Origin of the sequence: Nonomuraea dietziae (genome assembly GCF_014195505.1) — a bacterium.
Lineage (GTDB): Bacteria > Actinomycetota > Actinomycetes > Streptosporangiales > Streptosporangiaceae > Nonomuraea > Nonomuraea roseola.
In genome coordinates this window covers 1483175-1505846 of sequence record NZ_JACIBV010000001.1, presented here as the reverse complement: position 1 = coordinate 1505846, position 22672 = coordinate 1483175, and the positions used below count along the sequence as shown (strand labels likewise).

Annotated in this window: 23 protein-coding genes; 10 read left to right on the top strand and 13 right to left on the bottom strand. The window is 70.2% G+C overall.

Annotated features, from left to right (window positions below; all coding sequences use genetic code 11):
- Nucleotides 1-62 precede the first annotated feature (62 nt).
- The 5 genes from FHR33_RS07355 to FHR33_RS07330 all read right to left on the bottom strand — a co-directional run bounded on the left by FHR33_RS07355 (nucleotide 63) and on the right by FHR33_RS07330 (nucleotide 6165).
- Nucleotides 63-1295, bottom strand: coding sequence for a glycosyltransferase (locus FHR33_RS07355; protein ID WP_312896000.1), 1233 nt, complete (start codon nucleotides 1293-1295; stop codon nucleotides 63-65).
- A gap of 787 nt (nucleotides 1296-2082) precedes the next feature.
- Nucleotides 2083-2613, bottom strand: a complete 531-nt coding sequence (locus tag FHR33_RS07350) for a pyridoxamine 5'-phosphate oxidase family protein (protein WP_183645228.1) — start codon at nucleotides 2611-2613, stop codon at nucleotides 2083-2085.
- Between the two features lie 190 nt (nucleotides 2614-2803).
- A complete protein-coding gene (locus FHR33_RS49920; RefSeq protein ID WP_312895403.1) occupies nucleotides 2804-3616 on the bottom strand; it encodes a low affinity iron permease family protein in 813 nt (270 codons plus the stop codon).
- Nucleotides 3617-3656: 40 nt separating this feature from the next.
- Nucleotides 3657-5195 carry an MFS transporter gene (locus FHR33_RS07335; protein WP_183645227.1) on the bottom strand — a complete coding sequence of 513 codons (1539 nt, stop codon included), beginning with the start codon at nucleotides 5193-5195 and terminating at the stop codon, nucleotides 3657-3659.
- The gene (locus tag FHR33_RS07330) at nucleotides 5182-6165 is read right to left on the bottom strand and encodes a zinc-binding dehydrogenase (RefSeq protein ID WP_183645226.1); all 984 of its coding nucleotides are present in this window, start codon (nucleotides 6163-6165) and stop codon (nucleotides 5182-5184) included. Before FHR33_RS07330 ends, FHR33_RS07335 begins: the two co-directional genes overlap by 14 nt.
- A gap of 82 nt (nucleotides 6166-6247) precedes the next feature.
- Here FHR33_RS07330 and FHR33_RS07325 point away from each other — a divergent pair, with 82 nt between their 5' ends.
- Nucleotides 6248-6931 carry a TetR/AcrR family transcriptional regulator gene (locus FHR33_RS07325; RefSeq protein ID WP_183645225.1) on the top strand — a complete coding sequence of 228 codons (684 nt, stop codon included), beginning with the start codon at nucleotides 6248-6250 and terminating at the stop codon, nucleotides 6929-6931.
- 233 nt (nucleotides 6932-7164) lie between these two features.
- On the opposite strand, the gene FHR33_RS07320 is transcribed toward FHR33_RS07325, so the two are convergent.
- Complete coding sequence (locus FHR33_RS07320; protein WP_183645224.1) at nucleotides 7165-7482, bottom strand: hypothetical protein; 318 nt, start codon at nucleotides 7480-7482, stop codon at nucleotides 7165-7167.
- 236 nt (nucleotides 7483-7718) lie between these two features.
- On the opposite strand from FHR33_RS07320, the gene FHR33_RS07315 reads away from it, so the two are divergent.
- Nucleotides 7719-8288, top strand: coding sequence for a hypothetical protein (locus FHR33_RS07315; protein WP_183645222.1), 570 nt, complete (start codon nucleotides 7719-7721; stop codon nucleotides 8286-8288).
- Between the two features lie 454 nt (nucleotides 8289-8742).
- Here the strand turns inward: FHR33_RS07315 and FHR33_RS07310 are convergent, their stop codons facing one another.
- Nucleotides 8743-9672 carry a carbohydrate kinase family protein gene (locus tag FHR33_RS07310; RefSeq protein WP_183645220.1) on the bottom strand — a complete coding sequence of 310 codons (930 nt, stop codon included), beginning with the start codon at nucleotides 9670-9672 and terminating at the stop codon, nucleotides 8743-8745.
- 153 nt (nucleotides 9673-9825) lie between these two features.
- Here FHR33_RS07310 and FHR33_RS07305 point away from each other — a divergent pair, with 153 nt between their 5' ends.
- The 6 genes from FHR33_RS07305 to FHR33_RS07280 all read left to right on the top strand — a co-directional run bounded on the left by FHR33_RS07305 (nucleotide 9826) and on the right by FHR33_RS07280 (nucleotide 15585).
- A complete protein-coding gene (locus FHR33_RS07305) occupies nucleotides 9826-10809 on the top strand; it encodes a sugar ABC transporter substrate-binding protein (protein WP_183645219.1) in 984 nt (327 codons plus the stop codon).
- A 1-nt stretch (nucleotide 10810) separates the two neighbouring features.
- Nucleotides 10811-11776, top strand: coding sequence for an ABC transporter permease (locus FHR33_RS07300; RefSeq protein ID WP_183645217.1), 966 nt, complete (start codon nucleotides 10811-10813; stop codon nucleotides 11774-11776).
- Complete coding sequence (locus tag FHR33_RS07295) at nucleotides 11773-12585, top strand: ATP-binding cassette domain-containing protein (RefSeq protein WP_183645215.1); 813 nt, start codon at nucleotides 11773-11775, stop codon at nucleotides 12583-12585. Before FHR33_RS07300 ends, FHR33_RS07295 begins: the two co-directional genes overlap by 4 nt.
- Nucleotides 12586-12620: 35 nt before the next feature.
- Complete coding sequence (locus FHR33_RS07290; RefSeq protein ID WP_183645213.1) at nucleotides 12621-13637, top strand: LacI family DNA-binding transcriptional regulator; 1017 nt, start codon at nucleotides 12621-12623, stop codon at nucleotides 13635-13637.
- Between the two features lie 279 nt (nucleotides 13638-13916).
- Nucleotides 13917-14093: a hypothetical protein gene (locus tag FHR33_RS07285; RefSeq protein WP_183645211.1), complete on the top strand. Its 177-nt coding sequence runs from the start codon at nucleotides 13917-13919 to the stop codon at nucleotides 14091-14093.
- Nucleotides 14094-14682: 589 nt separating this feature from the next.
- A complete protein-coding gene (locus tag FHR33_RS07280; protein ID WP_183645209.1) occupies nucleotides 14683-15585 on the top strand; it encodes an aminoglycoside phosphotransferase family protein in 903 nt (300 codons plus the stop codon).
- Nucleotides 15586-15590: 5 nt separating this feature from the next.
- Here FHR33_RS07280 and FHR33_RS07275 read toward each other — a convergent pair whose 3' ends face one another.
- The 5 genes from FHR33_RS07275 to FHR33_RS07255 form a co-directional block, all read right to left on the bottom strand.
- Nucleotides 15591-15911, bottom strand: a complete 321-nt coding sequence (locus tag FHR33_RS07275; RefSeq protein WP_183645207.1) for a hypothetical protein — start codon at nucleotides 15909-15911, stop codon at nucleotides 15591-15593.
- Between the two features lie 606 nt (nucleotides 15912-16517).
- The gene (locus FHR33_RS07270; protein ID WP_246451704.1) at nucleotides 16518-17006 is read right to left on the bottom strand and encodes a hypothetical protein; all 489 of its coding nucleotides are present in this window, start codon (nucleotides 17004-17006) and stop codon (nucleotides 16518-16520) included.
- 89 nt (nucleotides 17007-17095) lie between these two features.
- On the bottom strand, nucleotides 17096-17260 hold the full coding sequence (locus FHR33_RS07265) for a hypothetical protein (RefSeq protein WP_183645205.1): 165 nt from the start codon (nucleotides 17258-17260) through the stop codon (nucleotides 17096-17098).
- A 134-nt stretch (nucleotides 17261-17394) separates the two neighbouring features.
- Nucleotides 17395-18162 (bottom strand): SDR family oxidoreductase, encoded by a 768-nt coding sequence (locus FHR33_RS07260; RefSeq protein ID WP_183645203.1) that lies wholly within the window; start codon nucleotides 18160-18162, stop codon nucleotides 17395-17397.
- 176 nt (nucleotides 18163-18338) lie between these two features.
- On the bottom strand, nucleotides 18339-18836 hold the full coding sequence (locus FHR33_RS07255) for a carboxymuconolactone decarboxylase family protein (RefSeq protein ID WP_183645201.1): 498 nt from the start codon (nucleotides 18834-18836) through the stop codon (nucleotides 18339-18341).
- A 214-nt stretch (nucleotides 18837-19050) separates the two neighbouring features.
- Here FHR33_RS07255 and FHR33_RS07250 point away from each other — a divergent pair, with 214 nt between their 5' ends.
- Nucleotides 19051-19989, top strand: coding sequence for an RNA polymerase sigma-70 factor (locus FHR33_RS07250; RefSeq protein WP_183645199.1), 939 nt, complete (start codon nucleotides 19051-19053; stop codon nucleotides 19987-19989).
- 102 nt (nucleotides 19990-20091) lie between these two features.
- Nucleotides 20092-22023 carry a S9 family peptidase gene (locus FHR33_RS07245; protein WP_183645197.1) on the top strand — a complete coding sequence of 644 codons (1932 nt, stop codon included), beginning with the start codon at nucleotides 20092-20094 and terminating at the stop codon, nucleotides 22021-22023.
- 201 nt (nucleotides 22024-22224) lie between these two features.
- Here the strand turns inward: FHR33_RS07245 and FHR33_RS07240 are convergent, their stop codons facing one another.
- Nucleotides 22225-22632: a hypothetical protein gene (locus tag FHR33_RS07240; protein WP_183645195.1), complete on the bottom strand. Its 408-nt coding sequence runs from the start codon at nucleotides 22630-22632 to the stop codon at nucleotides 22225-22227.
- Between the last annotated feature and the right edge of the window lie 40 nt (nucleotides 22633-22672).

The following is a 22672-nucleotide window of genomic DNA, read 5'->3' as shown; positions in this document are numbered from 1 at the left end:
CCGTTCCCGGTTCCAGCCGCCAGGGGTGGCGGTTACTCGTGTTCTGACGGTCTATGTGTGGTTCAGGCGGAGACGGGCGGCCTTTCGCGGCTGACCGCGTTCAGCAGCAGCCTCGCGGCCACCGTCGCCCCGTCGGCGCGGATGGTGCCGGCCACGGCGGCCGCTCGCGCGCGGGTCTCGGGGGCCAGGGCCGCCTCCAGCGCGGCTGACAGGGACTCGGAGGTCGGCGTCGGACCGTCGTGCGCCGCGCCGATGCCCAGCTCGGCCACCCGGCCCGCCCAGTACGGCTGGTCCGCCCCCTGGGGTACCACCACCTGAGGAGCGCCGGCTCTGGCGGCGGTCGTCGTGGTGCCCGCGCTGCCGTGGTGCACGACGGCGGCCACTCGGCGGAACAACACCTGATGGTTGACCTCGCCGACGGCGAGACAGTCGCCCCCGTCGTCGATCAGGTCCAGGCCGGCCCAGCCGTGGCCGACGAGTACGCGGCGCCCCTGCGCGCGGATCGCCTCGACGGCCACCCGGGCGAACTCCTTCGGGGCGCTCATGGGCGTACTGCCGAAGCCCACGTACACCGGGGGTGTGCCGCCGTCCAGGAACGCCGCCAACCCGGCCGGGAGCGGGCGCTCGTCGGTCAGGATCCACGCGCCGGTCTGCACCACGTCGAGGCCCGTCGGCTGCCACGGGGACAGGATCGGGTCCGTCGCCAGCCACGGGCGGTCGGTGAAGGCGTAGTCGCGGACGTTGTCCACCGGCGGCAGGCCGATCGACGCCCGGTGGGTGTTGAGCACCTCGCCGAACATCGCCTGCGCGATCTCGGCGTCCAGGTCCCACAGCGCCCGGTTGTCGGTCACGTCCGGTGGCAACGGCCGGCCCCGCCGCGCGGGCGGTCGACGGTACGGCGACGGCAGGATGACCGGCTGGTGGCTCACATGCACGTAGCGGATGCCCAGTTTCTCGGCCACCGAGCGCGCGCCGGCCGTGGCCGGCAACGGGCCGGTCGCCACCAGCGCATCACATCCCTCGGCCGCCGCGGCGACCGTGTCGAACTGCGCGGCCATCAACTCGGCCGCACGCTGCGGCAGGCCCACCGCCGAGCCCGGCGTCACCGTGGTCACCAGCGGGCGCACCGGCCGGCCGGTCGGCACCAGCGGCACACCGACTCCGGCCAGCAGCTCCACGAACTCCTCGTCCGGCGGCGCGCACATCCGCACCTCCGCGCCGAGTGCCCGCAACCCCACCGCGAGCCCCGCCATCGGTTCAACACTTCCGCGCGACCCATACGCCGACAACAACACACGCACTCCGCGTTCCTCATTTCCGCAGGTTCTGGCCTCGGTCGGCGATTCTGCAGCACGACAGGGGTCTTGCCGCAAGCCCCCCGGTGCGCTATACGTTGAGAGTGGAAAGGAGCGGGCGCTCTCCTTTCCCTTTTTGTTGTCCGCGATGGACGGATCCCTGCCGTTGTCCGTGATGGACGAACAGGCCCTTCTCCAAGCGGCGGCGGGTGCTCAGGGCTCCTTCGGCCGCCCTCACCGGGCGCTTCCGGCGTGCCTGGATGAGTCGACTGTCGCCAAGACGTTGAAGATGCTCCGGCAGGACGCCGACCTGGTCTTCAGCGTTGCCGCGCACCGAGGGGACGCGCCGAACCTACCGGACCGCCACCCCCGCGCCTACACCTACGCCCGAAGCCGCCCCCGTGGCGGCGCCGGCAGCCCGGCGGACCCGGCGGCATCCCCCCGGCTTCCGTCCGCTCGGGGCAGTGGGGCCGTTGGAGCCACCGAGTCAACGCGATGGGGGGCCGACCCCGGCCGCGGTGATCAGCGGAATCGACACCCCCGACCCCGGCGCGTTCTGGCGCGTGGGGGCCAGGCGCGACGTGAGATACGTCGACGGGTGGCGGGGGCAGTGCCGGGCTGCGACCTTCGCGAAGGTCTGTTCACGAGGCGGACGTGCGCCGAGGCTCGCGAGGTGCTGGTGGCGGCTCTCGGCCTGGAGCCCGGCGGCGGCGTCGCGGTCGGGTCCGGACCACAGTGGACGGCGGCCGCGCCCGCATGCGTAGCGCGGCCGCTCGTCATCGACTGATCAGGACGGGGATGCCGCAGTGAGCTTCGCGAAATCGGGGGCGTAGACGGTCATCCAGTGCGGATGCAGCCGGTAGTAGACCACGTCGTTGTCCCAGTCGAAGGAGTCGTCGCCGTAGAAGTCCTTGAAGTAGGCGAGCAGGTTTGACCAGTCCGGGGCCGGCTCGCCGTCCTGGGGGTTGAGGATCTCCACCGTGCCGTGCGTGAACACGCCCAGGTCCTCCCCGCGCATGTGCGCGACGCTGGCGGCGGGGCGGGCGGCGAGGTGGCGGGCCTTGGCGGCGCCACGCGCCGTGCCGAAGTGCCACTTCCCGTGCAGGAAGTGCCCGTCCACACCGCTGATCCGGGGCTCGCCCTTCGCCGTCACGGTGGACAGGGCGAGGGTGCACATGCCGGTAAGGACCTGGGTGAGCTGCTCTGCGGTCAGCGTGCGCTCGGTGTTGATGATCGAGCGCAGGTGCGAGGTGGAGCGGGAGAGGGAGGTGTCGAGGAGAGCCTGGAGCTGTTTGAGATCTTCTGCCGTTTCACGCATGGAGGTCCTTGTCTATTCGTACTGCCCGACTCACGGGCGCCATCGACCGTCGACCGGTTGCCAACCATGCTCGACCCCAAACCCGACACCTTGTGTCCTCTTTCTTCACCCACCTCGGAGCCGGAGCCGAGTACTGAGCGAGCCTGTCGTCACTGCGCCCGGGGTCCGCGTGCGGGCGGCCTTCGACGGGTCAGGCGCTCTCCTTGTTCTCCAGGCCGACCGCCTCCCTCAGCTCTCTGGTGTCATCGCGCAGGCGTTGGGCGTCCTGGCTCTCGGCCATCTGGCTCATCAGGTCGGCCAGGCCGTCCGCGATGGCGTTGAGCTTGTGCTGGACGGCGTCGTTGGCGCGGCTCTGGGTGTTCTGCAGAAGCGCGACCAGCAGGAAGGTCACGATGGTGGTGGCGGTGTTGATGACCAGCTGCCAGGTGTCGACGCTGCCGAACGCGAAGTAGGACGGCGCCCAGATCAGCACCAGCAGCACGCACATCGCGAAGAACCACGCGCCGGAGACGAAGCCGGCCGCTTTGGTGGCGAAGCGATCGAAGAATGACAGCCGCGAGCTGACCTCCGACGGCATGGTCGCGCCGCCCTTGCGCTGGTCTGCCGTCATCGGTGCCTCCTCGATCCGCCACGACCCGTCGACCTGATCACTAACCTGGCGTGGCCAGGCGAAACCCGGACGGCCGGCGGGGGCCCGAGGCTTACCCCCGCCGCAGCCGGAGAAGGGAATGCCTTGCCGGGGCCGGTCGAGGAGACAGGCGCCGCAGGACGCTGTCGCGCGCTCCAGGAGGCGGACCAGCGCGGCGGGTTCCTGAACGGCGGAGACCGGTGGGCCTCCGCCGATGACGAGCGCGGGGACGCCGCTGATCCCGCTCAGGACGGCGGGGCGCTCCTCGACCCGCACGTCGGCGGCGAACGCGTCGTCGTTCAGGAGCTCGAGCACCTGGGCAAGCTCGAGTCCGGCCTCGACGCCGAGGCTGGTCGCCTCTTGCCGATGTGGCACCAGGGGTACAGGACGTCGAAGTAGGCCTCGACCTCCATGATCATCTGGTCCTTTCAGCCGAACGCGATGTCGTGCGCCGCAGGGTCAGGGTCAGCAGGGCCAGCGCGGCGAGCAGGGGGATCGTGATGAGCGCGTGGACGTGGAGGCTGTGGGTGAACGCCTCTCTGGCGGCCTCGGCCAACGGGACGCCGATGCTCTCGGGAAGCCGCCGGGCGGCCTCGAGCGCAGCGGGCAACGTCTCGCGGGCGGCCCTGGCGACCTCGGGCGGAACCCCTGGGGGCAGGTGGTCGGTCAGGTAGCCGCCGTAGACGCCGGTGGCGACGCTGCCCATGACGGCGATGCCCAGCGCGCCGCCGAGTTCGGTGCCGGTCTCGGAGATCGCCGAGGCGCTTCCCGCGCGTTCGGACGGCGCCGCGTCCACCACCAGGCTGGTGCCCAGGGCCATGAACGGGGTCAGCCCTGCGAAGAGCGCGACGGAGCCGCACACCAGGACGAAGGGGTTGTCGTCCGCCTGGGTGAGCAGGACAGGACCCGCGACGGCGAGGGTCGCTCCTGCCGTCATGAGGACGGCAGGGCGGATCCGGTCGGTGAGGGCGGAGACCACCAGTGCCACGACGGTGCCCGTGACCGCCGTGGGCAGCTGCCACAGGCCCGCCTCCAGCGGCGAGAAGCCGAGGACCAGCTGCAGGTACTGCGAGGTGAGCAGGCTGGTGCCGAACAGCAGGATGCCGACCAGCGCCATTCCCGCGATCGGCACGGCGAAGGCGGGGATGCGGAACAGCGTCAGATCCAGCAGCGGGTGGGCAAGCCGCCGCTGGCGGCGCACGAAGATCGTTCCGATCGCCAGGCCGGCGGCCAGGACCCCGGCGGACGGCAGCGCGAAGCCGTGAACCGCGAGATCCTTGATGCCGAACACGATCGCCAGAGGAGTCAGGAGCGACAGGACCACACTGACCGCGTCCAGCCGCCCTGCGGCCGTGGCGCGCGACTCGGGGATCAGGAACGGCCCTGTCACCAGCAACAGCGCCATGGCGGGAACCGCGAGCAGGAACACCGCCCCCCACCAAGAGAAGTGCAGCAACACGCCCCCGACCAGCGGGCCGAGGGCGCCGCCGCCCATGAAGCCCATCATCCAGATCGTGATGGCCAGGGTGCGCTGCCTGGAGTCGGGGAACAGGGCGCGGATCAGCGCCAGCGAGGACGGCGCCAGGCAGGCCGCGGCGATGCCCTGGACCGCCCGCGCCGCGATGAGCATGCCCGCGCTGGTGGAGCAGGCGGCGAGAACGGAGGCGCAGGCGAAGAGGACGGCCCCGATCAGCAGGATCCTGCGGTGCCCGAGACGGTCGCCGAGCGTCCCCATGGTGACGAGCGCTCCCGCGACCATGAAGCCGTAGATGTCGGTGATCCACAGCAGCTGGGCGCCGCCGGGCCTCAGCTCGGCGCTCAGGCTGGGCAGCGCGAGGTAGAGCACCGACATGTTCATCATCACCAGGACGGCGGGGACGCCCAGGACCGCCAGAGCGGCCCACTCCCGCGCTCCGGCTCTGACCGGGAGCTCCGGCGCTTCAGCCGCGGACATGGGCGCCTGGGACGAGTAGGGTCTTGCCCGTCGTGGCCCGCGCTTCGATCGCCCGGTGCGCGGCCGCGGCCTCGTCGAGCGGGAAGGTCTGGCCGATGACAGGCCGCAGCCTCCCGCCTGCCGCCAGATCGAGCGCGTCGGCGATGAGAGCGCGCGTCATCGCCGGGCTCGGCGCGGACGTGAGGCCGATGACGGCGATGGAGCGCCTGCGGAGCTCCTCCTCGTCCAGGTCGGCCTCCACGCCACTCGCCACTCCGTAGATGCTCACGCGTCCGCCTTCGCGCAGCGCGCCGACCGCCACTGTGCCGATCCGGCCGCCGACGCCGTCGAAGACCAGATCGACTCCCGCGCCCCCGGTCGCCTCCATGACCTGGTCCAGCCAGCCGGGCAGAGAGTAGTCGACGTAGGCGGCCGCGCCCAGCGAGGTGACCAGCCCCGCCTTCCCCGCTCCTCGGGCGGCGCCGATCACCTGGGCCCCCTCGGCGGCGGCGAGCTGCACGAGCAGGCTGCCCACGCCTCCCGCCGCGGCCTCCACGAGGACCCGCTGTCGCGGCCTGACCTCCGCCTGCCGGTGCAGCAGCAGCGCCGTACGTCCGTCTGCCAGCAGGGCGACCGCGTCCTTCAGCTCCAGCCCCGCGGGGACAGGGACCACGTCCTGTGCCCGCGCCAGCGCCAACTCGGCGTAGCCGCCCTCGCCGCCGGTGGTGGTGACCACGACGGTTCCCACCAGAGCCGGGTCCACCTCGGGCCCGACGGCGAGGATGCTGCCGCCCACGCCGTTGCCCGGTACGCGCGGCAGCGGCGGCCTGCCGAAGGGCCCCTTGCCCGAGCGCACCTGCGTCTCGACGAAGGTGATGCTCGCGTAGGCCACCGCCACGAGCACCTGCCCCGGGCCCGGCGCAGGGTCGTCGACCTGTCGCACCCGCAGGACCTCGGGCCCCCCGAACTCTTCCATCACCACGGCTCGCATGACGCCACCCCAAACGGATCGATTCGCTTCGTTTGAAATCTATAACGGAGTGAATCGCTTCGCAAAGCGGTACGGTGGAGGCATGGCCCGCAAAGCGCCCCGGCACGCCGAAGCAGAGCGCAACGACTACGCACTGCTCGATGCCACCAAGAAGGTCCTGGCCGTGGATGGAGCCCACGCGTCGGTGGCGACCATCGCCGCGCGTGCGGGAGTCGGTGTCGCCAGCCTCTACCGCCGCTACCGCTCCAAGGACGAGCTCTTTCAACACCTGTGCGCGCTCTCGCTCGACCAATGGATCGAGGCCGCCGAACGCGGTCTTGAGCACGACGACCCCTGGGAGGGGCTCGTCCATTACGTCAATGCCGGCGTCGAGTTCAGCGGCGGCTCACTCGGGCCGCTGGCCGGCACGATCGCCGTCACCGACGACATGGCGACCAGGTTCACAAGGTCCGACCAGCTGATGCGAGAGCTGGTCGAGCGCGCGCACGTCGCCGGAGTGCTCAGGCAGGACGTCACGGCCATGGACATCTCGCTGCTGATCGAGCAGCTCGGCAAGTCCCCCCTGATCGAGCAGCTCGACCGGCAGGGCCGTACCGACCTGGCCGACGCGGCCCGCAATGCCCGCAGGCGCATGATCGCCATCGCTCTCGACGGCCTGCGCCCGGGCCATCCGCCGCTGCCAGGCACCGCACCCGCTCCCGCCCTGTTGGCCGAACGCTGGGAGCACACCCCTACGGACTCGGCGAGGCCACCCGAGCGGCCGTAGGACGGAGCGGCGGGAGACGAACCCGCGCGGCAGCGCAGCCGCGACCCCGCCGTCCGCGCCAGCCTCGGGCGTCGAGGTGGCCCGCTCAGCCGAGCCGACAGCTCGAGCCCTCTCGCTCCACTCCACCGACCGTTCGAGCCGCTCGTAGTGCTCGCGAAGATCGGTGGGGCATGCGGAGCAACCCGTCCTCCCGGTTCAGCGGGTGTCTGGATCCGCAGCAGAGAAGGCGGCTCCTACCAGTCGGTGAGGTCGACCAGGCGGATGGAGTGAGGATCGGGTTCGGCGTAGCGGTAGCTCTCGGTGATGAGGGAGGGAAGCGCGGCCAGGAGAGCCGTGAGGGCTCCTGATGGGCGCGTGTCCACCGCGACGACGCCGTCAGGGACTTCGCTGGAGGCCAGGTAGAGCCGGAGTGTGTCTGCGGCGTGGAAGAGGAAGCCGAGCAGGAGCGGATCAAGCCGGTCTTCTGTCCAGGGACACACAAGGGTGCGCAGGATCGTGTAGGCGTTGTCCTCGGGTGTGCGCGCGGAGGGAACGACCGACCGGGGATCCACTGTGATGAGGGGGATCCCCATCAGGTCGCCGACGCGGCTGCTGGGGTCGAGGGCCGCCGCCTGTGCAGATGGTGCGGAGGATCCCGGCGATGTCCATGCCGGTCAGGTAGTGATCGTCGACGTGTAAGGGGATGTCATAGCCGACCATCTGGTCCGGTTCGTCGACTGATCCGTTCGAGGGGCCGAGGACCACGCACACCGATGGCGCGGATGCCGGTGCCGGAAGAATTCCGCGGATGTACACGGAGCCGGTGAGTGGGGTGTGCGCATGGTGGAGCAGCAGGGCGACGATGCTGGCCTGCTGCTCTGTGATGTCCTCGTCCAACACCTTTGTCTCCACTGGTTCGTGCGGCTGGTGCATGCAGTCCCTCACGCGCTTGCAGGAGGCGATGATCACACCGTCTCTCTCTTACCACCTTCTGCTCGCCGCTGGCGCGACCGTGGCGGCCGCCGACCTGAGCCTCCAAACGGCCGCCGAGCACGGTGCGGTGCCGCATCAGCTGGTCGCTCGTCTCCCAAAGCTGGGAGAGGGCATCCGGCTCCGCGAATCCTGGCCACGACGGTGCATGTGCACCGGCGGTGAGGCCGAGCCCGACGTACCGCACGGGCGACGTAACGATCGACCGCGGGTCTTGATCGACGCGTTCGAGACCAAGCGCCGCGGGATCGCGGAGCTCGAGCGGATGATTCTCCTCCATCCAGCCGGCGTCTGCTCCCGACATGGCCGACAACGCCGAGCTCCTGTCTCGGCGATGCGCCGCAAACACGCCAAAGAGCCGCTCGTCCTCCGGAGAGACGTCGCGTGAATAGGCGAGCGTCGATACGGGCGCTATTGCAGCGCCGATCACCTTGCCGACACGTAGATCGACTGAGAGACGCGCCCACGTCTCCAGCCCCAGCTCTCGCACCACGAGCACGTCAGCGAGGTCGCCCGAGAAACGAGCCGAGATGTGGTCTGGTCTCTCGCCCGCCCTCAGTGCGCGCAGAGCCCGCCAACTCAAGCGCAGATCCGCCAACTGAAGCGCTCAGTCACATGGAGTCGTGGCACGTCGCGGCGCTCGACCCCGCGACGGGGACGCTGACGGCGCTACGGCGCGGTCAGGTGCTGGTCGCGGTGACAGTGAACGGGATCAAGAAGGAGGCCACGGTCGTCACCGCGTCCAGCGCGCCGCCTGACCCTCGCACCTCGGAGCACCCGCCTCCCCACCGGGCGACGGGCGCCTTCTCGTCGCCATGGCTGGCCGAGGGCGGGAGCGTGGGTCAGGGCGTGGGCTGGGAGGTGAGCTGGTCGGCCCAGGGTGGGTCGGCGCCCGCCACCGCGCAGGTCAGCGCCGCCACCGTGGCCCCGAAGGCGGCGGCCTCGGCGGCCGAGGCGAGGTCCAGCCCGTCCAGCCGCCCGCCCAGCAGTCCCCTGGACTCGAGCCGGTGCAGCAGCCCCGCCGTGAAGGAGTCTCCCGCGCCGACCGTGTCCACCACCTCCACCGGCTCCGCTGGCACCGTCACCACAGCCCCGTCCAGCGAGACCAGCGCCCCCGCGGCCCCCATCGTCACCACGATCAGCCGCGCCCCCGCCGTGTGCCAGAGCTCGCACGCCCTGACCATCGAGACGTCCGGCATCAGGAACGCCAGGTCGTCGGCGCTGAGTTTCAGGATGTCGGCCAGCGCGCACCACTGCGGCATCCGCGACAGATAGTCCTCTCGCGAGGCGAGGCTGGGCCGTACGTTGGGATCGATGGAGACGGTCGCCGCGGCCCGCGCCGCGAACTCCGCCACCGCGCTCGCTCCTGGCTCCCTGACCAGTGCCAGCGACCCCGTGTGCAGGCAGGACGCGCCGCTGAGCCGGTCATCCGACAGCTCGGCGGCGCTCCAACCCCAGTCGGCCGTGCCCTCGGCGTGGAAGGAGTAGCGGGCCTGCCCCTCGGCGTCCAGGGTGGCGACGGCCAGCGTGCTCGGCTCGCGGGCCCGCACGCACGCCGACAGGTCGACCCCGGAGGCGGCCATGCGCTCGCGGAACAGCTCGCCGAACACGTCGTCCGATAGACGCCCGAGGAATCTGGCGGCGGTGCCGAGGCGGGCCAGGGCGACCGCGGTGTTGCTGGGCCCGCCGCCTGGCAGTACCCGCATCGCCAGCTCGCCCGGGCGCCTGTCGGCGAAGGCGTCGGCGACGCACTCACCAAGGACGGCGATCATCTGCCTGCCTTTCCGTTGTTGCCCTTTTGTTACGGGCCCAGGGCATTGACGTTTCCCGAAACGGAGTTCATCATCGCAGCACAGCGGATGTCAACGTTGACATATGTCAACGATGACACCGGGTCTGTCCAGCTCATGTGAGGAAAACCCGCCATGAAACGACTCATCGCAGGCCTCGGGGCCGCAGCGCTTATGGCCGCCGGATGCGGCGGCGGCACCCCGTCCGGCTCAGGTTCGGACACCGTCAAGGTCGGCCTCATCACGAAAACAGAGACCAACCCGTTCTTCGTGAAGATGAAGGAGGGCGCGACCGCCGCCGCCAAGGCGCAGGGCGCCGAGCTCATGAGCGCGGCGGGCAAGTTCGACGGCGACAACGCCAGCCAGATCACCGCCATCGAGAACATGGTCGCCGCGGGAGTGAAGGGCATCCTGATCACACCGAGCGACACCAAGGCCATCGTGCCCGCCATCAAGAAGGCCAGGGACGCGGGCGTGCTGGTGATCGCCCTGGACACCCCGACGGAACCGCAGGACGCCACCGACGCGCTGTTCGCGACCGACAACTTCAAGGCGGGCGAGCTGATCGGCCAGTACGCCAAAGCCGCGATGGCCGGCAAGCCCGCCAAGATCGCCACCCTGGACCTGGCTCCCGGCATCACCGTCGGCAAGCTCCGCCACGACGGCTTCCTCAAGGGCTTCGGCGTCGCCGAGGGCGACCCGTCGATCGTGTGCTCGCAAGACACGCAGGGCGACCAGTCCAAGGGCCAGACCGCCATGGAGAACTGCCTGCAGAAGGCGCCCGACATCAACCTCGTCTACACCATCAACGAGCCGGCCGCCCTCGGCGCCCACACCGCGCTGAAGGCCAAGGGCATCGACAAGGACGTGCTCGTGGTCTCCGTCGACGGCGGCTGCACCGGCACCAAGGCCGTCAAGAGCGGTCAGATCGCCGCCACCTCCCAGCAGTACCCGCTGAAGATGGCGGAGAGCGGCGTCAAGGCCGTCACCGACTTCGCGAAGGGCGGCAAGAAGGCCACCGGGTACACCGACACTGGGGTCACGCTCATCACCGACAAGCCCGTCGCCGGAGTGGCCGCCAAGGACACCGCCTTCGGCCTGGCCAACTGCTGGGGCTGACATGGCCGTCATCGAAGCGACCCTGCCGCGCAGGATCCTGACCACGCCGACGGCCGGCCCGCTGGCCGCGCTCGTGATCGCCTGCGCGTTCTTCTCACTGAACAGCCCGCAGTTCCTGACCGGCGGCAACTTCTCCCTCATCATCCAGCAGGTCATGGTCGTCGGCACGCTCGCGATCGGCCAGACACTGATCATCCTCACGGGCGGCATCGACCTGTCGAACGGCGCGATCATGGCCTTCGGCGGCATCGTGATGGCCAAGCTGGCCCTGTCCATGACGCCACTGCTCGCGATCGCCGCCGGCCTGGCGGTGTGCGCCCTGTTCGGTCTGGTCAACGGGACGCTGGCGACGCGGATCTCGCTGCCGCCGTTCATCGTCACGCTGGGCATGCTGAACGTGGTCTTCGCCCTCACCCACATCTACTCCCAGGACCAGACGGTCACGGGCCTGCCCGACGAGCTGACCTTCCTCGGCCAGACCTTCCAGCTGGGCGGCACCCGCGTCACCTACGGTTCCGTGCTCACGATCGCGCTCTTCCTGCTGTTCGCCTACCTGCTCGGCCAGACCGCATGGGGCAGGCACGTCTACGCCCTCGGCAACAGCCCCGAGGTCGCCAGGCTCACCGGCATCCGCACCTCGCGGCTGACCGTCGGCGTCTACACCCTTGCCGGCCTGGTGTACGGCATCGCCGCCCTCCTGCTGGTCTCCCGCACCGGTGTGGGCGACCCGCAGGCGGGCCAGACCGACAACCTCGACAGCATCACCGCCGTCGTCCTCGGCGGAACGAGCCTGTTCGGCGGTCGCGGCCTGGTCATGGGCACGCTCATCGGCGCGCTCATCGTGGGCGTGTTCCGCAACGGCCTGCAGCTGATGGGCGTCCCGTCGATCTACCAGACGCTCATCACCGGCATCCTGGTGATCCTCGCGGTCACCGTCGACCAGCTCTCCCGCAGGAGGACCCGATGACCACGCCAGTTCTCCAGGCGCGGGGCCTGGTCAAGCGCTACGGACACGTCACCGCCCTCGACGGCGCCGACTTCGACCTGCTGCCCGGCGAGGTCCTCGCCGTCATCGGCGACAACGGCGCCGGCAAGACCACCCTGATCAAGGCGCTGACCGGCGCCATCCAGCCCGACTCGGGCGAGATCCTGCTCGACGGGAAACGGGTGCGCTTCGGCGACCCGCTGGAGGCGCGCAGGGCCGGGATCGAGACGGTCTACCAGGACCTGGCGATCGCCGCCTCGCTCGACATCGCCACCAACATGTTCCTCGGAAGGGAGCTGCGCAAGCCCGGACTGCTCGGCAAGGTGTTCAGGATGCTGGACAAGCACCGCATGCGGGCGGAGTCCGCCGAGCACATGGCCGCGCTGAAGATCGGGCTGCGCTCGCTCTCCGTACCCGTGGAGTCGCTGTCGGGCGGGCAGCGGCAGGGCGTCGCGGTCGCCAGGGCGGTGGCGTGGGCCTCCCACGTGGTCGTCATGGACGAGCCCACGGCCGCGCTCGGGGTGAAGGAGTCCGGGCAGGTGCTCGACCTGATCCGCAGGGTCCGCGACCGCGGCCTGCCCGTGGTGCTGATCAGCCACAACATGCCGCACGTCTTCGAGATCGCCGACCGGATCCACGTCCAGCGGCTGGGCCGCAGGGTCGCGCAGATCAAGCCGGGCGACCACAGCATGGCCGAGGTGGTGGCGATCATGACGGGCGCCATGGACGTGGCGGACGGCAAGGCCGTCATCGCCGACAAGGGGGCCGCGGAGGCGATCGGCCTTTCGTGATCCCGCTACCCTGTTCCCGACAACGGGGAGGTTCGATGGCGAGCGCACGGCGCCCGACGATGACCGACGTCGCCCGTGAGGTCGGCGTCACCGCCAAGACCGTCTCCAGGGTCCTCAACGAGGAGGGCCCCGTCGCCCCCGAGACCAGGGCGCGTGTCATGGAGGTCGTGCGCAGGCTCGGCTACCAACCCAACCTGATGGCCCGCAACATGCGGGTCGGCGCGAGGGACGCGGCGATCGGCCTGGTCATCCCCGACATGGGCAATCCCTTCTTCGGCACCGTCGCGGGCGGCATCGAGAGCGCGGTGCGCGAGCGCGGCCTGACCGTGATCGTGGGCTCCTCCAGCGAGACGAAGGAGCTCGAACGCTCCCTGGTCGCCACGTTCCTCGCGCGCAGGGTGAGCGCGCTGCTCGTGGTGCCGTCGGCCACGGGCGACCACCGCTATCTGCGCGCCGAACGTGAGGCCGGGCTGCCCATCGTCTTCCTCGACCGGCCCGCGATGGGGCTGGCGGCCGACTGCGTGGTCAGCTCCAACCGGGAGGGGGCGCGCGAGGGCACCGCGCACCTCATCGCGCACGGCCATCGCCGGATCGGCTTCATCGGTGACCTGCCCGCGACGCTCTACACCAGGCGCGAACGATTCCAGGGCTATCGGGACGCGCTGGCGCAGGCGGGCCTGCCGTTCGACAAAGGACTGGTGGAGACCGGCCACTCCGCCGAGGCCGCCGCCGCGGCGGCCGAGCGGCTGCTGGCGCTGCCGGACCCGCCGACCGCGCTGTTCGCCGCCAACAACTTCGCCGCGACGGGCGCGGTGGTCGGGTTGGCCAAGGCGGGACGCAAGGATGTGGCCCTCGTCGGGTACGACGACCTGCCGCTGGCCGAGGTCCTCGACCCGCCGCTGACCGTGGTCGCCCAGGACCCGGCGGGGATCGGTGCGGCGGCGGCGGCGCTGGTGCTGTCCCGTCTGGACGGCGACCGATCGCGCATGACGAAGACGCTGGTGCCGACCCGGCTGATCCCCCGAGGCTCGGGCGAACTCCGGCCGCGCTGAGTCTCCGCATCCGGCACGGCGGCGTTGTGTCCTCCCCTGCTGTACGGCACGCCCCACCCGGCCGCCACCCTGGGCGCGGGGCCGGGCTCTGTCCAGGGATACGCGTCACCGAGCGCGCGTGGCCGGCCGCCCCAACGGAAGGCGATCGGCCTAGAGTCGTTCAGGGCGTGGGCGGCTGCCTGGAGATCCACACGCAGACCTGGTCGATCACCACGTGCGCGGCACGACCGCGAGGGGCCTGACGCGCACCGAGTTCGAGGAGCTGATCCCCAGCTCGGGGTGATATCCCACGGCCCCGGCGCGAGCACCCACCTGGGCGGCCTGCTGCACGAGTGGGACCGGGCACGCCCGTCCCTGCCGACCATCACCGCCTACCCGGCCCGGACCCCCGATGAGGCGCTCTCAGCCGGCTACCTCATCGACCGGCCGGGAGCCCGGCTGATCGTGACCTGGTGAACCCCACGCTCGCCATATGACAGGAGGGCACCACCGTGAGGCGGACATCGCCCGAGCCGGCCGAGATCGCATGCCGGTTCCGCTGGTACCCCGGGCCAAGCCGGTCTGCCGGTCCCGGACCGACCGCATCGGCCCGGTGCGGATGCCGGCCAAGGCCACGCGACGCGATGACGAGCCGCTGCAGCGCGCGGTCTCCTGAGAGGAGGTGAGGTCTGGCCAGGTCGCGATAGGTGGGCATGCCCAGATCGACGGCGGCGTTGCGGCGGGCGATGAGCCCGTCGACCTGGGCGAGTCTGGCTTGGGCGGCGGCGAGGCTGACGTGGAGCCCTTCGGCTTCGCCGGTCCAGCCCTCGCGCTCGGCTTCGGTGATGCGGGGAGCAGGTTGTCGCGGATCTCCTGGAGCCGACGCTGGCGTCGATGCGCAAGAGTGGGCACCGAATGCAGGATTCTCTGAACTACAGGGCCGTTCGTCCCAAAGCCTCTGATCTGCAGCGCTCTGAAAGCGAATCGGTGATGCCAGAGGAGTCACAACGAGATGCTCCGGAGAGCGAGAGCCGTTCCGCCTGCCGCCTCAGTACTGTGACCCCGCATGACCGACACCGAGATCGAGATCACCGCAGACCTGGTCCGCGACCTGCTGCAGGAGCAACATCCAGACCTTGCAGGGCTGGCCATCCGCGAGGTGGCGGGCGGCTGGGGCAACCACATGTGGCGCCTCGGGGACGAGTTGGCCGTGCGCATGCAGCGCATGGACCCCACCCCGGAGCTCCAGCTCAAGGAGCGGCGGTGGCTACCCGTGCTGGCCCCGCGCCTGCCGCTCCCGGTACCGACCCCGGTGCGGTTCGGAGAACCGTCCGAGCGCTTCCCCAAGCACTGGACCGTGATGACGTGGGTTCCCGGCGAGCCGCTGGACCACGGCTCGATCAGCCGCGGCGCCCACGCGGCCGACATCCTGGCGGGCTTCCTCAGGGCGCTCCATGTGGAGGCGCCCGCCGAGGCCCCGGCCGGTTCGGACTTCGGCGCTCACCCGAAGAGGTGCACGGGCGGCTTCGAGCAGTTCTTGCAGGCCATTGACCCCGACGCCGTCGGCGATGTCCCCGCCGTCCGGGCCGTCTGGGCCGATGCCGTCGCGGCCCCCGAGTGGGAGGGCCCGTCGGTGTGGGTACACGGTGACCTCCATCCCGCGAATGTCGTCGTCTCGGACGGGACGCTCTCGGGCGTGATCGATTTCGGTGCCTTGTTCGCCGGCGATCCGGCGTGGGACCTCGGCGCCGCGTGGGTGCTGCTCCCCGCGGGCGCGGCCGCACGGTTCTTCGACGCGTACGGGCACGCGGACGAGGCGGCGATCCGGCGCGCCCGCGGGCTGGCCGCTATGAAGAGCCTCTTCCTGATGCTCATGGGGCAGAACGGGGATCGGGGCATTCCCGGCGGGAAGCCGAACTGGGGACCTGCAGGCCGGGCGGCACTTGATCGTGTTCTGAAGGGCGTTTGATGCAGTCAGCCCGTCTTATCCCGGTTCTCAGCTTCCCGACCTACGAGCTGGCCGATCGGTGGCATGCCGATGAACACCGGCGAGTCCTTCCGCCGCTCCCTGGCGTCAATCTGGCTGATCTTGGCATCGGTGGCGAGGCTGACGGCCAGTTGCTCGACGTCGCCTAGCCATCCTTCACGTTCGGCTTCGGCGATCCTGGCATGGAGGTTCCCCCGGATCTCTTCCAGGCGCGGGGCCGTTCGGCTGGCCCCACGATCAGTACCGGGATCGAACACAGGCGTGCTCGAGGAAACAGCTGCTTCCGTATGCTCGGCCGCACTGCTCACCAGCTTGCGCCTCTCGAAGTGTCCGAGGAACTCCTGCCACTCCTCGTCGGTCTGCTTCGCGCCCGCACACCTACGCGCCCACCCGCGTGGCCGCGCGCGCAGCAGGGCGCGTCCCCCCCGGGATGCGTGCCGGCGATGCGGGCGGCGTGCAGCTCCAGAGAGTCCGGAAACTCACGGTGAGATCTCACCGTGAGATCTCACCGTGAGATCAAGGCACGAGGCTTCCGTCGCCCACCGCGGTGGGCGACGGCGAGCGACGAAGCCCGGTGGTGAGGGCGGCGTGTCTCCAGTCGGCGGCGACGGCCCGGCGGTCACGAGCGTTGGTGGCGATCACGCTGGCGAGCCTGATCGGCCCTCCACTCGGGTCCGTGCCACCCGGGGCAAGGTAGTTCTCTGTGAACCGCTCGCTTCGGTGTCGCGACCGCGTCGGAAGACCACAGGTCGCAGGTGGTGAGCGAGAACCCGAGTCGAGAATCAACGTCGACAAACAGCTCGGCGAAGGAACTCGACAGATGCTTCCGCGGCGCTTGACCTCAGGAAACGAGTCCATCTTGCGCCCCATCGCGCCTACCCGAGAAAAGGACCTGATTCAGGAGACTTGCTCCACTAGTTGAAACAGTCCTGCTTGGTGAGCGCGATGCCGTACTCGGTGACCTTGCCGTGCGTGACGCCGAAGGTGTAGTAAGCCTTCTTGTTGCCGGGAACCGTGATCACATAAAAGCCGTGGAAGTCTCTCTTGATGCGCGGGTAGGCCGCCTTCACCTGCTTGACGGTGGAGCCGATCTTGATGCCTTCCGGGGTTCTCATGCCCTTCGCGGCGAAGATGGCGGCCAGTCCCACGTTCGGCGAGATGTAGATGCCGACCGAGTCTTTGGGGGTCGGGAACTTCTTCAGGTCCCAGCCGGAGCAGCCGCCGTGGCCCGGCCTTTTCTTGACGACGTCCCCCGTCGTCTTGGCCTGCTTGACGGTCATGCCGAGCTTGACGGCGCCATAACCGTCGGGACCCAGCGTCGGCTTCGTCTGGGCGTCCGCCGCGGTGGCGCCGGAGACCAGCAGCGAGCCGGCGAGGAGCGAGGCTCCGATCATCGTCTTCATCATGCTCTGCTTTGACTGCGAATCGCCGGTAAAGGTTGTGAGTAGAGCTACTTTTCCTCTGTTGACGCCGACCCGAGCGGCGGGCCTGATCAGGCGGTGGGCCGGCTCGCCGAGCTCGCCTTCCCAGCCGGCCGGCGGCTCGGCCTCGGCGGCTCGGCCTCGGCGGCCTGGTCCTCGCCGTCGACTACGGCCGGGATGACGGGCAACGTGGCGGCCAGGTCGGCGGCCAGGTCGGCGGCCAGGCGGCCGCCCAACCATGGCGTGTGGGCGGCGGCGCGGCGGCGGGCTCGGTGGGCGGCTTGGCGGCAGGGCTGCTTTCCGCAGTAGCGGGAGGGGTGGCCGGAGCGAGGTGCCGGGCGGGGTGTGCGGCGTCGTGCCGACGACCGTGTCAGGGTTGGGTGTCGAGCCACTCCTGGAAGGTGGGGCCGGCGAGCTTGGCGTGAGGGCTGGGCAGGAACCCGCCGCTGGCGGCGGTCTCGGCATCGGGCATGCCGGAGCCGTCGACGCCGACGACCTTGATGCCCCGGCGGGCGCCGAGGAGGGTGGCCGCCTCGGCCATGATCTCCTTGCGGGGCCCGGCGATCTCGGGGATCGGTGTTCCGGGAGCGGGCTGGGCGGGCGCGTCGGGGTCGGTGGCCAGGTCCACCAGTTCCTCGGCCACGGTACGGCAGGCCACGAGCTGGGTGGGCAGGGCCGGGATGTAGGCGACGTCGCCCTGCTGCCAGTCCAGGAGTTGACCGACGAACTCGTGGAACTGCGCGGCCCGCAGGAGGCGGGCGGGCAGCGGGCCGGACAGGTTGGCCGCCTCGTGCACCTGCTGGGCCGCGATGAAACCGGCGGTGGCCTTGTCGGCGCCGATGATGGACACGGCGACGATCTGGCCGACTCCTGCCTCCTGGCCGAACTCGTACAGGTTGCGGGTCGCCGTGCGGAAGAACTCCGTCGCCGCCTGCTGGTCGGAGGAGTGCCACGACGCGACGTCGATGATGACGTCGACCCCGCTGAGGGCCTCCGCGAGGCCCTCAGCGGTGATGATGTCCACGCCGGTGGCTCGGGACATCGGAACGACCTGGTGCCCCCGTTCAGAGAGGACGTCGACGACGTGACGTCCCAGCCGCCCGGTTGCTCCTGCCACCGCGACCTTACGGATGCTCATGTTCCATGCCTTTCTTGGGTGCCGAATGGTGTTCTAGTGGTACGACGACGGGGCGATGCGCCGAACTCGCCGTTCGTGGAGACGTCTCGTCGAACGGGCAGGGCGTGATGCTGCCACCAGCCGCACCTCAGGGGTGAGGAACGCTCGGCGTGTCCTCACCCCGAGCCTGTTCCGTGTTACTCGCTGTAGTTCTGGCCGGGCGGCATGCCGGGGATCGGCTTGGCGATGAGAGCGGCGGGGGTGAAGAAGCCGATGTGGGCGATCGCCATGATGAGCGTCCAGAGTGCCTTGTCGTCGTAGTGCGCGGACGCTTTGGCGTACAGCTCGTCCGGGACGCGCTCCCCGGACGGGTTGGGGGACAGGACGGCCTCCACCAGCTCCAGTGCGACCCGTTCGGCGTCGGTGAAGTAGGTGGCGTCCCGCCAGGTCGCCACGGCGGTGATGCGCTCCTCTGATTCGCCGGCCTGGCGGAGGTTGCCGGTTTCCCTGATGGTGAAGTACGTGCTGCCGAGCATCTGCCCGGCGCGCAGCTGCAGCAGGTGGATGGTGACCTGCGGAATCGAGCCGTTCTTCATGACCTTGTGCAGGCCTTCGGCGACTATCGCCATCTCGGGGACGAACGGGAGGGGGTTGGGCATGCGCGACCGGAGGTCGGTCGTCGTGGGTGTGGACATGGCGAGGGCTTTCCTTCTCAAAACTCGACTCGTGGCGTTGCCTGCCGTACGGATCGTTCGCGCGGCGTCCTGACGAACACGAGACGCCGGCCACCCGCCCCCCGTAACAGCGCTGTCGTGTGACGTGGACCACCGATCGCAGGTGTTACAAAACGGTCGGAAACGGCGTCTCGTGCGTGTGGTAGAGCTAAGTGCGGACAGGCAGGAGCCAGGCATGAGCGAGCGCAGCGAGCGAACGACGGACACACCGGGACCGCTCGACCGTGCCGATCGCGTCGACTCCGCTACCGAGGCGTTCGTCGCCCATCGCAACCTGCTGTTCACCGTCGCCTACGAGATGCTCGGTTCGGCCGCCGACGCCGAAGACATCCTTCAGGAGACCTGGCTGCGATGGGTCGACGTCGACCTTGACACCGTGCGGGAGGAGCGTGCCTACCTGGTGCGGATCGTCACACGGCAGGCGCTGGACCGGCTGCGTGCGCTCGGCCGGCGTAAGGAGTCCTACGTCGGACCGTGGCTGCCCGAGCCGTTGCTGACCGCGCCTGACGTGGCCGAGGACGTGGAGTTGGCCGACAGCGTCTCGATGGCGATGCTGCTGGTGCTGGAGACGCTCCAGCCGATTGAGCGGGCGGTGTTCGTGCTGCGCGAGGTCTTCGATCTGGATTACGACGAGATCGCCGAGGCCGTCGACAAGAGCCCGGCCGCGGTCCGTCAGATCGCCTATCGGGCTCGGGCACACGTGGCCGCGCGCCGGCCACGCGGCACCGGCTCGCCGGCCGAGCATCGAGCCGCCCTCCAGGCTTTCCAACGAGCGGTCGAAACCGGCGAACTGCAGGGCCTGCTCGACATCCTCGCGCCGGACGTCGTCGCCCTGAGCGACGGCGGCGGAGTCAAACATGCCCTGCTGCGGCCCGTTGTGGGGGCCGGCAACGTTGCTCGCTTGCTGGCCGTCGGCTGGTGGAAGCGCGACGCGGAAAGGTCGGTCGAGCTGGTGCAGATCAATGGCGGCCCGGGGCTGCTCGTCCGAGTCAACGGTGAGATCGACGGTGTGCTGGCGGTGCGAGTGGAGAACGGCTACGTCACCGGCGCCTACCACGTGCGCAATCCCGAGAAGCTGTCGCGTATTGAACGGCAGACCGCCGTGAGCCGCTGAGGCCGGAACGACCTGCGGCCCGCTGCGCCCTGGAGATCGCACGCGCCCACTGCCACGGACCCATGCCAAGAAAGGCGTCATCTTTGATGCCGGAGGAGTCTGATGAACGAGCTCACGCCACAGCTGATCGTGGACGGCGCCGTGCCGCTGCATTCGGTGATCTCTCCCGACGGCCGCTGGGTCGCCTACACGGTCGCCGCGATCACGCGCGAAGAGCAGCATCCGAGCAGCGCCCTCTGGGTCGCCGCCACGGACGGGAGCTCACCGCCCAGGAAACTGACCGAGGGCAGGGCAAGAGACTCCAACCCCCGCTGGGCGCCGGACTCGGCCTCGCTCTTCTTCGAATCCGATCGGCTGACGCGAGGCACCGCCCAGCTGCACCGGATCCCGGTCGACGGCGGGCAGGCGCGGGCGCTGACCACCTGGCGGAGCGGAATCCGTGACCATCTTCCGCTTGCCGACGGCCGGCGGGTCGCGGTGATGGCCGAGGACCCGCCGAGCGACGAGGACGAGCGCAGGAAGGCCGAGCGCGACGACGCCAAGGTGTGGGGACAGCAGGTGCCCTACGGCCGGTTACGGCTGCTCGAGCTGGACACCGGCCGGTCGCGCGTGGTGGACGGACTCGGCGACAGGCACGTCGTCGAAGTGACGCAGCGCCCGGACGGCGGGCCGCTCGCGGTGCTCAGCCGGCCCACCCCGGAACTCGACCCCGTCAGCCCTACCTTCGAGCTGCACGTGGTCGACCCGGAGACCATGAAGATCCAGAATCTCGGCCAGGGCGCGCTGGAGGCCTCCTCGCCGACCTGGTGGAGCACGGACGGCAGCTGGCACCTGTGCTACCTGGCGACGACCCCGCCCGGCCCGGTCGGGGGCCGCGCCGTCTTCGACCTGGCGGTGCCCGAGAACGACGCCGCCCAGGAACATCACAACCTGACCAGCGGCATGGCCATGTGCCCCTCCGGCCTGGCCCAGGTCGCGGACGGGCCGCCGCTGGCGCTGTTCGCCGACGGGCTCGACACCGCGATCCACCGGCTCGATCCCGGCACCCGGCGATTCCAGCCGATGTCGCGCCTGAAGGGCTATGCGGCCTCCCTGACGGCCGGCCGCTCGGGCGAGGCCGTCGCCGTACTGGCGAGCACGGCCTACGAGCCGAGGAACGTCCACGCGGGCCCGCCCGCCGGTCGGCTCGCCCGGCTCAGCGACACCAGGCCTGAGTTGCGCGAGATCAGGTGGGGAACGCAGGAACGCCTCTCCTACCACGCGCGCGACGGGCTCGACCTCGACGGGTTGCTGATCCTGCCCGTCGGCAGGAGTCGCGAGGACGGCCCGTTTCCGCTCATCACGCTGGTGCATGGCGGCCCGTACGCCAGGTACGCCGACCAGTTCCTGCTCGGCACGAGCCCGTCGGCGCAGTGGCTCGCGACCGCGGGATACGCGATCTTCCTGCCCAATCCGCGAGGCGGCGAGGGCCACGGGCACGCCTTCGCGGCGGCCGTCGCGGGAGCGGTCGGCACGCAGGAGTGGACGGACATCACCAGCGGCATCGACCTGCTGATCGCCGACGGCATCGCCGACCCTGACCGGCTCGGGATCGGCGGGTGGAGCCACGGCGGGTTCATGGCCGCCTGGGCCGTCGGGCAGACGAGCCGGTTCAAGGCCGCGGTGATGGGCGCGGGCATCAGCCACTGGGGAATGCTCGTCGCCACGGGCGAGTGGGGCATCTGGGACGCGGGGCTCGGCGGCAGTTGCGGCTGGGAGGCGGCCGGCCCGCACCGCCACGACCAGCTCAGCCCCATCTCCTACGCCTCGAAGATCAGCACTCCGGTGCTGATCCTGCACGGTGAGGACGATACGAATGTGCCCGTCGGCCAGTCCACGTACTTCCATCGTGCGCTACGGCGCTTCGGGGTCGAGCACGAGTTCGTCGTCTACCCGAGGGAAGGCCACTCGATCCTGGAACGCAACCACCAACTCGACGTGCTGCGGCGTACCCGCGCGTGGTTCGATCGCTGGCTGAGCACGCCTGCTGTGTGACCACCTCGGCGCGCTCGCACGCGGGCGAGCGCGCGTGGTGCAGCGGCCGCCACGTCGTTGTCGCGCCGGCCACCACCTGTGGCAGAGCCCGTGTGCCGTCCGGTCCGGGCCACACCGATGTGGCAGGCGAAGGATCTCGGACCTGCTGCAGGCCACGACCGAGACCGGTCGCCGTCACGGCGACCGGCCCTCGTGGTGTCGCTATTTCCATTCCCATACCTGGGCGCTGGTCTTCCCGCTGTCGTCCACTTCGTACTCGAAGAGGCCGATGGCGCCGTTGACCTGGACGAGGCGCTGGGAGTCCGTGCGGTAGAAGATCGCGCCCCGCCAGACGGTCCTGCCCCCTTCCATGAAGCGGCCGACGCCCTGCCCCTTCCAGGTGACCATGTCGCCGTCCGCGGTCATCAGGACACCCTGCCCCTCGCCGGCCAACGTCCCGCCGGGACGCGGCATGGCCACGTAGGTGCCCGTTTCTGTGATGTCGGCAGCGAGGAGCCGGCCCTTGGCCTCGTACGTGACCTCGACGGCCGGCGTGCCCCCCTCCTCGAAGGGCAGGACCCGCCTTCCCGTGATCTGCCCCTGATGCTGTCCCAGAAGATCGCCCAGCATGCGAACCCCCATTCTCTCGATCTGCGTCCCCGATGCCCGG